Annotated in this window: 10 protein-coding genes; 6 read left to right on the top strand and 4 right to left on the bottom strand. The window is 60.5% G+C overall.

What is annotated here, in order from left to right:
• Positions 1-275: 275 nt before the first annotated feature.
• From gatC to E0L37_RS14410, 6 genes are all read left to right on the top strand, one after another.
• Positions 276-563, top strand: coding sequence for an Asp-tRNA(Asn)/Glu-tRNA(Gln) amidotransferase subunit GatC (gene gatC / locus E0L37_RS14435; RefSeq protein WP_133492421.1), 288 nt, complete (start codon positions 276-278; stop codon positions 561-563).
• 6 nt (positions 564-569) lie between these two features.
• Complete coding sequence (gene gatA / locus E0L37_RS14430) at positions 570-2,024, top strand: Asp-tRNA(Asn)/Glu-tRNA(Gln) amidotransferase subunit GatA (protein ID WP_133492420.1); 1,455 nt, start codon at positions 570-572, stop codon at positions 2,022-2,024.
• The gene (gene gatB / locus E0L37_RS14425; RefSeq protein WP_133492419.1) at positions 2,021-3,478 is read left to right on the top strand and encodes an Asp-tRNA(Asn)/Glu-tRNA(Gln) amidotransferase subunit GatB; all 1,458 of its coding nucleotides are present in this window, start codon (positions 2,021-2,023) and stop codon (positions 3,476-3,478) included. Before gatA ends, gatB begins: the two co-directional genes overlap by 4 nt.
• A 246-nt stretch (positions 3,479-3,724) precedes the next feature.
• Positions 3,725-5,260 (top strand): S41 family peptidase, encoded by a 1,536-nt coding sequence (locus E0L37_RS14420; RefSeq protein ID WP_133492418.1) that lies wholly within the window; start codon positions 3,725-3,727, stop codon positions 5,258-5,260.
• Positions 5,261-5,264: 4 nt separating this feature from the next.
• Positions 5,265-5,651 carry a hypothetical protein gene (locus tag E0L37_RS14415; RefSeq protein WP_133492417.1) on the top strand — a complete coding sequence of 129 codons (387 nt, stop codon included), beginning with the start codon at positions 5,265-5,267 and terminating at the stop codon, positions 5,649-5,651.
• A 22-nt stretch (positions 5,652-5,673) separates the two neighbouring features.
• On the top strand, positions 5,674-6,489 hold the full coding sequence (locus E0L37_RS14410; protein ID WP_133492416.1) for a crotonase/enoyl-CoA hydratase family protein: 816 nt from the start codon (positions 5,674-5,676) through the stop codon (positions 6,487-6,489).
• A 41-nt stretch (positions 6,490-6,530) separates the two neighbouring features.
• Here E0L37_RS14410 and E0L37_RS14405 read toward each other — a convergent pair whose 3' ends face one another.
• From E0L37_RS14405 to E0L37_RS14390, 4 genes are read right to left on the bottom strand one after another with little or no spacing between them, the layout of a single operon-like run.
• Complete coding sequence (locus E0L37_RS14405) at positions 6,531-7,373, bottom strand: hypothetical protein (protein ID WP_133492415.1); 843 nt, start codon at positions 7,371-7,373, stop codon at positions 6,531-6,533.
• 23 nt (positions 7,374-7,396) lie between these two features.
• Entirely contained in the window at positions 7,397-8,665 is a 1,269-nt protein-coding gene (locus tag E0L37_RS14400; protein WP_133492414.1) for a hypothetical protein, read from the bottom strand.
• Positions 8,665-11,616 (bottom strand): toxin VasX, encoded by a 2,952-nt coding sequence (locus E0L37_RS14395; protein WP_133492413.1) that lies wholly within the window; start codon positions 11,614-11,616, stop codon positions 8,665-8,667. Before E0L37_RS14395 ends, E0L37_RS14400 begins: the two co-directional genes overlap by 1 nt.
• Positions 11,616-14,603 carry a type VI secretion system Vgr family protein gene (locus E0L37_RS14390; protein ID WP_133492412.1) on the bottom strand — a complete coding sequence of 996 codons (2,988 nt, stop codon included), beginning with the start codon at positions 14,601-14,603 and terminating at the stop codon, positions 11,616-11,618. The genes E0L37_RS14395 and E0L37_RS14390 overlap by 1 nt, the downstream gene beginning before the upstream one ends.
• Positions 14,604-14,632 lie beyond the last annotated feature (29 nt).

Raw genomic sequence — 14,632 nt, 5'->3', positions numbered from 1 at the left:
CTCTAGCAACGGCGGGCCCATCCGGCAAGGCCGGCGGAGCAGCGGCAACGCTCCCGGAGCCTCTCTTTTTCCCGTACCGGGAAGCGATCCTTCATAATCCCCCGGGGAAGCGCCCGGATTTGCCCATCTCCGATGCTGGTTCAGTGGCTCCCGGAGGCCGGTCTGTGGTACTTTTTGCGCCTTCCTGAAGCCGATTTCCGATCCCGTGCCGACGCCACGGCGTACTGACGTCACGGGGCGTGCCGATTCTTGCGGAGAGAACTACGGAGAGAACCATGGCTATTGATTCCAAGGTGGTCGCTCAAGTCGCCCACCTGGCGTGTCTGCAAGTGGACGACAACGAGACCGCGGCGTTGAGCGAACGGCTCAACGATATTCTCGCCATGGTGGACCAGTTGCAGCAGGCCGATGTGGACGGCGTAGCGCCCCTGGCCCATCCCCTGGATGTGAGTCAGCCGCTACGCGACGACCAAGTTACCGAACCGGACGTGCGTGAACGGGTCATGCCCATCGCCCCGGCCACCGAAGCGGGCTGTTTCCTGGTCCCCCGAGTCATTGAATAAGACGCCATGCATACCAAGACCCTGACCGAACTCAGAGCCGGCCTGGCCGCCCGGGAATTCTCCTCCCGCGAGCTGACCGAGCACTTTCTGCGCCGCATCCGGCAATTCGACGGCGAGATCAACAGCCTGATCACCGTTACCGAGGAGCAGGCCCTGGCCCAGGCCGATGCCGCCGACGCCACCCTCGCCCGGGGCGAGGGCGGCCTGCTTACCGGCCTGCCCGTGGCCCACAAGGACATCTTCTGTACCGAAGGCGTCCGCACCAGTTGCGGTTCACGCATGCTGGACAACTTCATCGCCCCCTACACCGCCACCGTGGTGGAAAAGATGGCGGCGCAAGGCGCGGTGATGCTGGGCAAGACCAATATGGACGAGTTCGCCATGGGCTCCTCCAACGAAACCAGCTTTTATGGCCCGGTGAAGAACCCCTGGGACCAGGAGCGGGTGCCCGGCGGTTCCTCCGGCGGCGCCGCCGCCACTCTGGCCGCGCGCCTGGCTCCGGCCGCTACCGGTACCGACACCGGCGGTTCCATCCGCCAGCCGGCGGCACTGAACGGCGTCACCGGTCTGAAGCCCACTTATGGCCGGGTATCGCGCTGGGGCATGATCGCTTTCGCCTCCAGCCTCGACCAGGCCGGCCCGATGGGGCTGAGCGCCGCCGACTGCGCGCTGATGCTGGCCGCCATGGCTGGCCATGACGACAAGGATTCCACCAGCCTGGACGAGCCGGTGGGCGACTATCTCAGCGACCTGAACCAGAATCTGGAGGGTCTCAGGATCGGCGTTCCGGAAGAATTTTTCCCGGACACCCTGGATGGCGCCATCGCCGACAGCAGCCGCGACGCGCTGCGTGAGCTGGAAAAGCAAGGCGCTAAGCTGGTGCCGCTATCGCTGCCGAGTATCAACCTGTCGGTGCCGGCCTACTACGTGATCGCACCGGCGGAGGCCAGTTCCAACCTGTCCCGCTTTGATGGCGTGCGCTACGGCCACCGCTGCGATGATCCGGTGGATCTGCTGGATCTGTACAAACGTTCCCGTTCCGAAGGCTTTGGTGAGGAGGTCAAACGCCGCATTCTGGTCGGCACTTACGCCCTGTCCGCCGGCTACTACGACGCCTATTACCGCCGCGCCCAGCAGGTCCGCCGCCTGATCCGTGACGATTTCGCCCGTGCCTTCGCCGAGGTGGACGTGATCATGGGGCCGACCAGCCCGGAAACCGCGTTCAAGATCGGCGCCAAGGTGGATGACCCGATCAACATGTACATGGCCGACGTCTTCACCATCGCCGTCAACCTGGCGGGACTGCCGGCGCTGTCCATGCCCAGCGGTTTCGTTAACGGCTTGCCGGTGGGCACTCAGGTTATCGGTAACTACTTCCAGGAGGGCCGCATCCTCAACGTGGCCCATCGTTATCAACTGGCCACCGACTGGCATCAACGGATTCCGGGAGCGTTCGCATGAGTTGGGAAACCGTTATCGGCCTGGAAGTGCACGTGCAACTGGCCACCGCCTCCAAACTGTTCTCCGCCAGCAGCACCCGCACCGGCGACGAACCGAACAGCAACGCCAGTCTGATTGATCTGGCCATGCCCGGCACTCTGCCGGTGGTTAACCGTGAAGCCATCCGTCACGCAATCCGTTTCGGTCTGGCTATCGATGCGGAAATCGGCCGCCGTTCCGTGTTCGAGCGGAAGAATTATTTTTACCCGGATTTGCCCAAGGGCTATCAGACCACCCAACTGGCCGAGCCCATCGTCGGCGCTGGCGTGGTCGAGCTGCAACTGGAGGACGGTACTCGCAAGAGCGTGCGCATCCACCACGCTCACCTGGAGGAAGACGCCGGCAAATCCCTGCATGAAGCGTTCTCCGACGACATGGGACGGGCCATGACCGGCATCGACCTGAACCGGGCCGGCACGCCGCTGATCGAAATCGTCTCCGAACCGGACATGAGCAACGCGGAAGAGGCCGTGGCCTTCGCCCGCAAGCTGCATGCCATCGTCACCTCCCTGGGCATCAGCGACGGTGATATGTCCCAGGGCAACATGCGCTTTGATGTGAACATCTCCGTGCGTCGCCCGGGCGAGCCGTTGGGCACGCGCACCGAAACCAAGAACCTGAACTCGTTCCGGTTCATGGAAAAAGCCATCAAGCTGGAAGTGGAACGGCAGATCGATGTGCTTGAGGACGGCGGCGAAGTGGTACAGGAAACCCGCCTGTTCAACGGCGACACCAACACCGCCCGCGCCATGCGCAGCAAGGAAGACGCCAACGATTACCGCTACTTCCCCTGCCCCGACCTGCTGCCGGTACTGGTCAGTGAAGAGGAAATCAACGAACTGCGCGATGCGCTGCCGGAGCTGCCGGACGCCCGCAAGGCGCGCTTCGTTGAGGCCTATGCTCTGTCCGAGTACGACGCCGACCTGCTCTCCGCCGACCTCGCCACCGCCGCCTACTTCGAAGCGGCGGCCAAACAGGGCAGCGATGCCAAGCTGGCGGCCAACTGGGTCATGGGCGAACTGACCGCGCGCCTCAACGCGGACGATATCGGTATCGCGCGAAGCCCGGTGAGCGCCGAACATCTTGGCGAGTTGATCCTGCGCATCAAGGACGGCACCATCAGTTCCAAGATCGCCAAACAGGTCTTCGACGCCTGCTGGGCCGGCGAGGGCAGTCCGGATCAAATCATCCAGAGCAAGGGTCTCAAGCAGATGAGCGACACCGGCGAGCTGGAAAAGATCGTCGACGACATCATCGCCAACCACCCGGCTCAGGTAGAGGACTATCGCGGCTCCGATGACGCCAAACGGAAGAAAAAGATTGGTTTCTTTGTCGGCCAGGCGATGAAGGCCACCCAGGGCAAGGCCAATCCGCAGCAACTGAACCAACTGCTGCAACAAAAGCTGAACGGCTAGGGAACCGCTGAAAAACGTCATGCCGGACTCGATCCGGCATCTCCCTCCACGAAGCCATGCACCCTGTAGAGGGAAATCCCGGGGTAGAGAGTTCCATGGTCTTAAGCCATGGAACTCTCTACCCCGGGATGACGGAGTGTTTTTCAGAGGTTCCTTAATCAAACCGTCACGGGAACCGGCTTACGCTGCGGCCTGGGAAGGACCGCCCCGGCGCCCGAACAACAACGCGATAACAAGGAAATTACCATGGATGGTTTTCGCCACACCCTGCTCCTGTCCGCCCTCGCCCTTCTCTGCGCATGCGGTGGGGGCGGGGGTGGCGGCTCAAGTACTCCCGCGCCCACCTGGCAAGCCGGGCAGTTCGCCGACGCCGGGCAATTCGCCAATCAGTGCCTGAGACCACGCACTGGCAGCCAGTACCCCGATGTGGCGGGCTCGGTGCTGGATGAAAACAACTGGCTACGCTCCTGGAGCCACGAAACCTACCTCTGGTACGACGAGATCCAGGATCGCAATCCCGCCAACCATGATGAGTCGCTCGCTTACTTCGACCTGCTGAAAACCGAAGCCATCACCGCCAGCGGTGCGCCGAAGGACCAATTCCATTTCGCCATGCCCAGCGGCGAATGGAACGCGCAATCCCAATCCGGCGTGGCCGTGGGTTACGGCCTGCAATGGGTGATCATCGAGTCTCTCCCGCCCCGGGACGTGCGGGTGGCCTATCATGACCAGCAAGACCGCTCCGATTTGCCACCACGTGGCACCCGGCTTTTGTCCGTCGACGGCGTCAGCATGGTGTCGAGCAACGACATCGATACGCTGAACGCCGGGCTTTACCCTGGCGAGAACGGCGAGCAACACAGGTTGGAGTTCGAATATCCGGGTGGCACGCGGCAGACCCTCACTCTCAGCGCGGGAACCGTCACCTCCGAACCGGTGCAGCGGGTACGGGTCCTGACCAGCACTGGCGGCACACAGGTGGGCTACATGCTGTTCAACGACCATATCGCCACCGCGGAGGGGGCCCTGCGGGACGCCGTGGCGCAGCTCAGCCAAGGCAATGGTATCGACGACCTGGTTTTGGATCTGCGCTACAACGGCGGTGGTTACCTGGCGCTGGCCAGTCAACTGGCTTACATGATCGCCGGCCCTGAACGGACCGCCGGTCAGAGCTTCGAGATCGCCCGGTTTAACGATCAGCACCCGACGACCAACCCGGTCACCGGTCAGCCCCTGGCTCCGACGCCATTCTACAACACCACGCTGGGCTTCTCGGTTCCGGCCAACGAACCGTTGCCCAATCTGAACCTTTCTCGGGTGTTTGTGCTTACCGGCGCCACCACCTGCTCCGCCAGTGAGTCCATCATCAACGGGTTACGCGGCATCGGTGTGGAAGTGATCCAGATTGGCAACCGCACCTGTGGCAAGCCCTACGGCTTCTATCCCACGGACAATTGCGGCACCACCTATTTCACAATCCAGTTCCAGGGCGTCAATGCCCAGGGGTTCGGCGATTACCCGGACGGCTTCGTTCCCGGCACCGACGACGGCCAGGCCGGCGTGCGGGGCTGTCAGGTGGCGGACGATTACGATCATGATCTGGGCGACGTCGATGAAGCACGCTTGTCCTCGGCTCTGCACTACATCGACAATGGATACTGCCCACCGTCGACAAGCCGCCATACCTTACACCGCCGATCGTTGGCCGCGCCGCCCGCCGTTGATGGCCGCGTCCACAAAGCCCCATGGCGGGAAAACCGCATAATGACCCCGACCCGGTGACACCATGAGCCCGGCAAAAACAGCAGCAACGCTCGGCCTTCTGGTACTGCTCGGCGCCTGCCAGTCGCAACCGGCGGACGGCGATACCCCGGCGCTGCTGTCCGGCACGGAAGCGGGCCGGCTGGAACTGCGGGAAAAAATCCGTACCGCCCTGTCCGCCAACGGCCCCGTTCTGCTGGCCGATGACGCGCTCACGCGGGACAGTCTGCTGGTGATCGAGCGCGCCCAACACCGGGACCTGAGACGTCCACCGCTCAATGGCCGGGACCCGCGACGGCCGGAGACTTTCCGGCTGTTGCTCAATAACCAACGCTGCTGGTTGGAACGGCTTGGCGATGGCAAACGATGGGAGATGATGGAAGCCTCCTGCATCCCTGCCCCCGGCCACTGACCCGCGACAGGAGAGCACTATCATGACTGACACTTTTCGGGATCGTCTGACCCTTGATATCGCCGATCACATCGCCACCGTCACCCTGACACGGGCGGAAAAATACAACGGCCTGGATCTGGAAATGCTTCAGGCGCTGGTCGATTGCGCGAAAAAACTGAGGAAGAACCGCCAGGTGCGGGTGGTGATTCTGAAGGGGGATGGCAAAGCGTTCTGCGCCGGCCTGGATTTTGGCCGCGTCACCAAGACCCCGATGAAGATGCTGCTTGCCTTCACCCGCTTCGGCATCAAGAAAACCAATCTGTTCCAGCAAGCCTGCTGGGCCTGGCGGCAATTACCCATGCCGGTCATCGCGGTAACGCATGGCTACTGCTACGGCGGCGGCCTGCAACTGGCGCTGGCCGCGGACTTCCGTATCGCCACGCCGGATTGCGAATTCTCGGTAATGGAAATCAAATGGGGACTGATCCCGGACATGACCGGCACCGTTACGCTGCGCGAATTGCTACCTCTGGACGTGGCCAAGGAACTGACCATGACCGGCCGCCGCTTCGACGCCCGTGAAGCGGAACGTTTGCACCTGGTCACCCGGGTGTCCGAAACGCCCGAGCAAGCCGCCCGGGAACTGGCTGGCTCACTGCTGGAACGCTCCCCGGACGCCATCAGTGCCGCCAAGGCCTTGTTCCATGACACCTGGAATGCTCCGGAAGAGCAGGCCTTTCTGCGCGAATCCCGGCTGCAGTTCAAACTGTTGCGCAGCCGTAACCAACGCACGGCGATGAACGCCAATTTCAAAAAGGAAGCACCGCGGTTCGGGCCGCGGCAGCGGGATTACTGAGTTTTATATACCATAAAAACCAACAACAAATGTCGGGTCGGCTAGGATTCATCCTTTTGCTGGCCCATGACCGTGCCCACCACAAACGATCCCACAGCCATGAACATCGCAAAGAAAGCCATGAGCTTTTCACCGCTGAGCAGGCTCAATGTCGCGACCACCAAGAAGATCACGGAGTTGATCAAGTTCTTTTTCGCCACTTCGTCACGAGAGAGCTCCGCCGGCCGATACGCCTCACCCGAGTCGTATTCCCGCGATAATCCCTCCCCCGCAAAGATCCACTTCACATAATGCCAGGCCACCAGATCACGGTATGCGAACCATCCAATGCCCCCGACCAGAGCGGGCACTAGGAACAACAGCCAAGCCCCTTCGCCGCCTCGGCTCATAGCATACAATCCCAGAGCAGAAAGCGACGCCAACGAGATCCAGGCCGTCACGAACAGCCATCGCCAGCCCCGCTGGGTTGCCCGAGACCCCAGAATCATTCCCGCACTCATCAATACGCCACTCAATCCAAAGACAGCATAAAGAAGCAGGAAATCTTTGCTCGAAGTGGCTATACCGAGAAATCGCACCAGAAAAAAAAGTGTTCCCACCACAAACGCCACTGCCCACTGGGGAGGACTGGGGAAACGAGTGGCGGCATTGCGGTCAAGTGTTATGAGAATTCCTTTAAGCAGCGCCCTGGTCGAGGGAGAGACGTGCACATATAAACACTCCCCCTGATACTCGAGCAGTGGCTTCTCTTTCCAGGTAAACAAATTCACGTTGTCACCATCACCGCTACGCTGCCAATCCTCCCCATGTCGCGATAACACTTCTTCGATGAGAGGAAGACTGCTCTCTTTTACTTTATTCAGTTTAAAAGTGTAATTTTTCACAAACACTCCAAGAGAAAGTCGGACTAACCTGCTCCCCCCCAATCATCTTTGATAGGCTTCGTTTTCTCTGAAGGCCATTCTTTGGCCTCAGCCATCAGCTCATCAACACCATGACTTCCAGAAATCGGCCGACCATGGTTATCAACGTATTCATAACCATTAAAGCCGGCAAATCGATAGTACATATCTGTACGCGCTGATATAGGTTGGTGGTCGAATGCCGCAACATCAGCACCCGAAGCACACAGCTCTTCCACCTCTTCGGGCCATTCAAACCCATCCCGTGCCTTCTCTACGGCAGCAGCCTTGCGATCCAGCCAGGCCCCAAAAGTCAGTATGTACCCCAAACGTTCCAAGGGATGAAATACAAGGGCATAGATAGGCCCCAGCTCTCTGGTAGGAGCCGGTTCCGCACCTGGCAAATACAGCAAGCCGTCTCGTTCCAGATCTGGATCTGGTTGAATCGCCTCCAGCCCCTTTTCCATATAACGTCTAATGAATTCCCAACGACGCAGTATTCCGGGAATACTCCGATCACCTCCGGTCCAGAATCCATAGGGTAAGGAGAACAGTACCTTGCGTGGTTTTCCTTGCGGCGAGAGACGATCCAGTTCATCCAACACCCACGGGCGCGGAGCTGTCAGAACCAACCCAGTGCCACCTAAACCACCCGGCATCACACTGAATTCGACCAACGCTCTTACGTGACGCCAAGGCACATGCAGGACCTTACTCCCCCCGCAAGAAATATGAACAAGCTGGGCTTGTCGATTATAGCGGGCGGACCCTTTCTTCTCTGCATAGCGCATCAGCGGCGAGAAGGGAGACAGGAAATAAAAGAACAAAAAGGGAATTCCGCCAGCACAAAGATAACCTGCAAACAGCCCTAGCGCCGACCACGCATCAAGTTTCTCATCCACGAAAGCTGCCACATAAAGCCCAAGAAACAAAAGCAACGACAGGTTATGGAACAACAGGAAAAGGCGCGGCAACCAGTGCAGCTTTCCGTTTCCCCCAACGGTTTCAACAGTCGGCAGCTCAATGTAGCGCTCGTTAAACAAACGCGGGTTTTTAATATCCAAATCGTTTGGTTTCAAGGCATCCCCTGACCAAAGAGCCATATCCAACGGGGGAAGCGCCGCGAAGGTCTTTTTCTTCTTTTCCTCTTTCAACAACACGAAAAACTCAGCCAGTCCATAATCAGGCTGTCGGCGGACCCGCTCAAGCGACTGTTCCCAGATAGACCTCCGTTGATCTGGGGATGCATCCAACTCCTGCTTGGATCGGGCCATTAACTTTCCACTTCGTACATCAGTTCCGGATCACTAAAGCCGTTAATGTAATACCGCACTTTCACACTGACGTAGGGATTATTGGTATCAATCATCATAATACCCAAACCTCGCTCCACCGATACCGAAGCATTCTCTTCGGTGTAGATTTGATCTTCCGCCGGAGGAATTGTCTGTGGCGCCGATACGGTAACACGAACACTGCTAACCTGCGCCTGCCAACCTGGCAGAAGAATAGCGATCTGTTCAACACCCTCTGGATATGGACTTCCCGTCGTCCAACGGCGATAGGAGCTGACTAGTGGCAGATTCCCTGACAACCACTTCAAAGTATCCGTATTGGTCTCGATGGAAGGCTCACGGAACATCCGGTAGAACTCCTTCAATTCAGCAGCGGCATCCAACGTGGTCACTTCCTCGTCACTGAGGCCAAACCAGGCGGGGATAGTGCCATTTCCCCATACACTACCGGCCATCCAGCGTAAAACCTTGTTCTCCTCCACGGTTGTGTCGTGCCAATGGCGCACCGCCACATAACTGGCTTCAACCGCTAGCATAACCCAACCCACCCAATTGCTTGCCCGGGCAAATCGGCCAAGCCCACGTAATGCCGCACCTCCAGATTCCAAACGGGACATGACCTGAGTCGCGCTTTGAGCGATTCTGCCACGGGCCGCGGTGGCCCCCATTTTCTCTGCCTGATCCGCCAGACGGGCGGTCAAATGCAGCATGCCCAGAGAGGCGTTACCCAGCTGCAATATCCCCCCCGTCATGCTGATTGCTGCTTCGTTGCCATCTTCGTTGAAGATAGGAGTAACCACGGCATCTTTGATAAATGTTACCAGCGCCGCGCCCGCGGCGAGACCTAGAGCCCAATTACCAAGCAGATCAACTTGCTTATCCATCGACTGTTCCAAGGCTTGGTCAGCCGCTATCTTCGCCTGGTTACGTCGGATATCGAGTACTGCTTGCACACCACCAGTCACACCAGCACTAGTCGCCAGCATGGCGCTGCCTAGATTAAGCGAGTTCGCCAACACCATACCGTCGTCACGGCCTAGCTTCTTTATCGTCGTGGCTGCGTTCTCCAGAGACCACCATATCCCAAGCCCGGAAATTCCCAGCTTGGTGCCGTGCCAGAAATGCATTCTCTGTGACAATCCACGCTGATCCGCCTCTATTTGGGCCTGAACTTGCCGGCTCTCATACAGTTCCACCACCTCATTGGCCGCACGGGCCACAGTGATCGGCCGGAAGCCATTCACCCCACGACCTCCGGTGCGGTCCCGCAACCATGCTCCAGCCTCGCTCAGCGGCACTTGGTGTTTAACGCCGGTCTCGCCACTGAGAATCTCTAAAGCTGGTCCATATGGAGTGCGCCACAGCTCATTGATACTACCCAAACGCCCCTTCGCCACCAGAGCTCCAACCACTAGACTCAACTGTCGAGAGGCACTATCCGCCGGGAACGAGGATATTACTGTATTCAGCTTCTCAATCACTTCACCCACCACATTTCGGGCAAAACGAGCCGCACTACTACGCCAACGCACGTACTCCGATACCTGAGGGTGACCGAGCAGAGCTCGCCCCATGATCCCGGTAGGACCACTCTCGGCAAGCTCACCGGAAACCTCATTGACACCTTCATCATCCAAGGTCAAAACCCCAAGACTGAAAGTGACGACACGACGTAATGCCAGGTAGTTTTCCCGGTCCGTCTCGTCGTAAAGCATCAAAGTGGCATTATGGCGAGCTTTTATCGAACGATAGACCTGTGTAGCTGCTGATGCCGCTTGGGCTACCGCCTCGCCAAGTCGTTCCATATTATTTGGATGATCACTGACAAATTGGTGGCGCTCCTCATTACGCACCATTGCCAACCTTCCGGCTTCCGCATCCAATCCTTCCTGGTAGGCCCGATCTCGGGCAGCATTTGCAGCACCTCCAGCAACACCGCCCGGCAAAGCACTTCCCACCGGATCGTTGCGAAAAGTTTCCATCTCTACTTCCCGCCGTTTCATCTCCCCAAGCAAATCGATCCACTCCGAGATTCTCAGCTTCCGGGCAGCATCCGCGCTGTAACTCTGCAACGCCTCCAATTCGATACCGGCCAGATGCCCCAGCTCACTCATCACACCGGTGGTGTCATGCACTGCCACAACCTTCGCCGGAAGCTGTTGCATAACACCGCAACGGGGGCTGACACCAGCGTCCAGTAAGGTTAGTAACTGGTTAGCCGGGGTGACAGGAGCGTTGCTCTCGCTCCATACAAGAGCATCCATGTCACCATTTAGTCCCGGCAAGTCAGCCAGAGGGGCGGTATCTCCCAAATGTGGTTGTGGAGCATCATCGGTGAGGCGAATTTCCGTGGCCAGTTGACTCCGCAAGCCATCCTGATCCGACGTCAGAGCGTCCAGAACGCCCCGAGTAAGACGAGAATCACTGACAAGCAACCATGCACTCTCTCCGACTTCCAGTTCAGTAGTGGGTAGTGGTGCGGTGATGTAAGGCAGTGCCGCCGTAACTTCCGGTAGAGTTGGCATATCCTGCCAAGGGGGTTGCGCTTCCTCTTCAGTGGAAACAGAGGAAATCGGATTGAAATAACCATCTTCCGCTACTTGCCAGACACGGATACGCCATTCTTCATTCACCTGCGCAAGCAAATAGACGTAGGTCAAAGGGCGTAAGGTACGCAAGCCAAAATGCCAGCCCTCATCCAGCCCTCGATAACCAGACACGTCCATATTCGGGAAATCCGAAGAAGAGAGTGCTTCGCGGGTAATACCATAGCGCATGGGATAGAGCACGAGGGCTTGCTGAGGCTCCGGCAAACACACTTGCACTTTGTCGCTTTGGTCTGGAGGCGTCAGATTCCATTGAATCGCGGGGTAACCGGACACCGGGTCGATTCGGACCGGGGCCCGGCGGGCCGAGGAAGTATCGCTCATCAGGAAACCCCTCCCTGGTTCGCCGGCCCCAGCAGGGTCAGCGAAGCGGCTTCCGCCCCCATCCCCTGCTGCAAATCAATTTCACCGTCACCGTTGGTCACGCCTTCGATGACCGCGCCGTCCTTGCGGGTCAGGCGGTAACGCTGGTTGGCCGCTGCCTGGCCATTCGGAAAGTGTACTTTGAATGCTTCGTTATATTGGTTAGGCGACAGGTTCGACGAAGGCCAGCTGTTCATCTCCCGGCTCAATTGAGTACCGCCGAGGAACGACTTCTTGCCGGCTTCCACCTTGATTTCGCCGGGGCAACTGACGATCAGGTCGCCGCCTTCCAGGGTCAGCCGGGCACCGGCGCTGGTGGCCAGGTGCAGGGACTCACCGGCGGCCAGTTCCAACGGGCCGTTGGCGCTGGTGATGTTGAGGTCGTCGCGGCTTTGCACGCGCAGGCGTTCATGCTGGGCTTCGAAGCGGACCTCCCCTTCGGCGCTGACCAGGGTCAGGGCGTCACCATCGGTGTTCTCGGCGGCGGCCAGCAGCCCCAGGGACTGGCCGCTGTGCAGGCGCAAATCACCGCCCACCGCCAGATTGCTGTCCTGGCCGCTGGCCAGGGCGAGGGTTTCGGCGCTACTCCAGGTCAGGCTCTGGCCCGCCAGCAACCCGATGCCGGCGGGGGCCGTCAATCCCAGCAAGGCGTGGCTGCTGTGAGGCACCCGGTCATTACCGCCATCGGTATTGTGCTGGGACGCTTCTCCCAGAGCCGCGCCGCAATCGGCGCCGGTCACCCGGGTTGAAGTGCTTGTGTAGAAGGCGTTCAGAGGCGCTTCCTGATCGATCAGCCAGGAGGCGCCGGATCGGTCGGAGCCTTCGGCGGCGGCCAGCACCGGCGTGCCGTGACGGGCACAGGCCTGGGACAGGGTTTGTCCGAGTTGCCGCAGATGATCGAGCAGAGCGGCGGCTTCTTCCATATCACCGGCGGGCGCGTCGGGATCATCCCGCCCCCAGGCACTGAGCCACAATCCCTGCTCGGCCCGGACCGCCCCCCATTCATCGGTCCTCAATTCCACCCCTTCACCCCGGAAGCTGCCGCGATAGTTCCCAGCCTGGTGGATCAGGTGGCCGAGATTGAGCTGACTGTCGCCATGGCTGCTGGCCAGTTGCAACCGCAGCTGGTCGTCACTGTCGTCGAACACCAGCCGGTTGTAGCCGTCTCCGCCCCACTCCTTGGACTGCACACCCCACAAGGCGGCGGCGTTACCGTGGCCGGCGGTATCGGGACTGGCGCCATGCCAGGGCGGCGCGGCACCGCCGCCGCGATTGGCACGGGCGCTGGCGGCCTGATCGTGGGCGTGGGCGAAAACCTCCGTGCTGCTCTCTCCCGCCCCGGTTCCGCCAGGTGTCGGCGCGATACCGCCTTCGCCCTGGCCGTTATAAAGCGCGCCGAGAATCACCGGCCGATCGATGTCACCGCCAATGAAACCCACCATCACTTCCTGGCCAATGCGCGGCACGAACTGTACGCCGGCGCCGGGGCCTGCCTGCCATTGGCCCACCCGGAGCCAACAGCTACCGCGATCATCCACGCTATCACCACGCTGCCAATGGAAACGCACTTTGACCCGCCCGAGGCCGTCACTGAACACCTCTTCGCCGCCGCTCACCCGGGGCTCACCTTCCGGTCCCACTACCAGGGCGGTCTGATACCCCCGCGCCACCGGGCGGCCACGCCAGCGGCCCTGCTTATCGGTGGCCTGGGGCCGCCAGGGACGTCGCTGATCCTGGGCCTCAAAAAGGTTCGCGTAACCCAGGTGCGCGGCCCGTTCCGCCAGACGCTCGCTGGCCTCTTCGGCCTGGGCGTCGGGCCAGGGAGGTGCGTCTCCCAGGGTGTGCGCCACCTGCTCCTGGGCCGTGGCCGGCAGATTGTTGATGCCCAGGTGCCGGACCCGGGTCAGCAGCAAGGCCTCCGGCACCGCCAGCCCTTGCGGCGGCTGCCGTAACCGCAGGAAGGTCCCGGCGCGGCAGGTGCGCACGGCGCCTTCGCCTTGCCAGTAGTCACGCACGCTTTCGGCGTGGGCCGCACGTAATTCGGCGTAATGGCGGGCTTCGTCCGTGTCTTTCCAGGCGTACTGCCCCACGCTGTCGTATTGTTCCACCGGCCGGTCGCGCTCACCACCGGCGGCGAGCGTCACTTGTACCGGGGTGGCCTGACGGGTTTTGTAGTCCTCGCTGAGCAGTGTCAGTCGCTGAGCCCCGGCGCGGCGGCGGCGGCCCAGACGGTGCAAGCCATCGCCTTCCTCGCTGGCATCGCCGCGATGGACCAGCACGCCGCCCTGGGCCTCGGAGGTGGCATCTTCCGGTAACAGGCGGCTGTCGGCGAACAGTTCCAGGTGATGGCCGGCGGCCGCATCCTGGGCTTCGACCAGACGGAACCCCAGACCTTCCTCAGCGAGCAGACGCCGAACAAAGTCGCCGTCCATTTCCCGGTACTGAGTGCAGTAGCTGCGCGGCCTGACGGTCCGCAGGAAAGGCGCCACGTCATCCCGTTGCCGCCAACTGGCCCGCTCACCGTAACGCTCGAATACGGCGCCGATGATATCGACCACGCTCCTGTCCTGGAATACTTGACTATGACGGCCGTGGCTGAGCTGCCAGCTCCAGGGCCTCAGGGTGAAGCGGTAGCGGGCCAGACCGCCATCGGCACCGAGCAGGGCCACTTCTTCCACCAGGCCAGTGCGGGGCGTTTCACTGCCATTGCCGAGACGGGTGAACAGGGTTGCCTTACGGCCCAACCACTCGCCCAGCGGGCACTGGGCATTACCGGTGAGGACATCCACCCACCACACCGGATGCGCGGACAGGGCTTCATCACCGCACCAGCGTTCCACCAGCAAGGGGGTAGCGTCGTCGTCGAGGACAAAGCGATAAAGACGGCGATGGTCTTTCAGCGACAGCGTGGACGCCAACAGGTCCCGCAGCTCGTCAAAGGGGGGCATGGTCTGACTCCATTCAGTCTCAGAGCCTG

The sequence above is a fragment of the Alcanivorax sp. 24 genome, assembly GCF_004360225.1.
Lineage (GTDB): Bacteria > Pseudomonadota > Gammaproteobacteria > Pseudomonadales > Alcanivoracaceae > Alloalcanivorax > Alloalcanivorax xiamenensis.
Note: the sequence above shows the minus strand (reverse complement) of the source record. Positions and strands in the feature narration are given on the sequence as shown.

Excerpts from the sequence above, each read along its gene's own strand:
- gatC (WP_133492421.1), top strand. The coding sequence starts at position 276 with ATGGCTATTGATTCCAAGGTGGTCGCTCAAGTCGCCCACCTGGCGTGT.
- gatA (WP_133492420.1), top strand. The coding sequence starts at position 570 with ATGCATACCAAGACCCTGACCGAACTCAGAGCCGGCCTGGCCGCCCGG.
- gatB (WP_133492419.1), top strand. The coding sequence starts at position 2,021 with ATGAGTTGGGAAACCGTTATCGGCCTGGAAGTGCACGTGCAACTGGCC.
- E0L37_RS14420 (WP_133492418.1), top strand. The coding sequence starts at position 3,725 with ATGGATGGTTTTCGCCACACCCTGCTCCTGTCCGCCCTCGCCCTTCTC.
- E0L37_RS14415 (WP_133492417.1), top strand. The coding sequence starts at position 5,265 with ATGAGCCCGGCAAAAACAGCAGCAACGCTCGGCCTTCTGGTACTGCTC.
- E0L37_RS14410 (WP_133492416.1), top strand. The coding sequence starts at position 5,674 with ATGACTGACACTTTTCGGGATCGTCTGACCCTTGATATCGCCGATCAC.
- E0L37_RS14400 (WP_133492414.1), bottom strand. The coding sequence starts at position 8,665 with ATGGCCCGATCCAAGCAGGAGTTGGATGCATCCCCAGATCAACGGAGG.
- E0L37_RS14395 (WP_133492413.1), bottom strand. The coding sequence starts at position 11,616 with ATGAGCGATACTTCCTCGGCCCGCCGGGCCCCGGTCCGAATCGACCCG.
- E0L37_RS14390 (WP_133492412.1), bottom strand. The coding sequence starts at position 14,603 with ATGCCCCCCTTTGACGAGCTGCGGGACCTGTTGGCGTCCACGCTGTCG.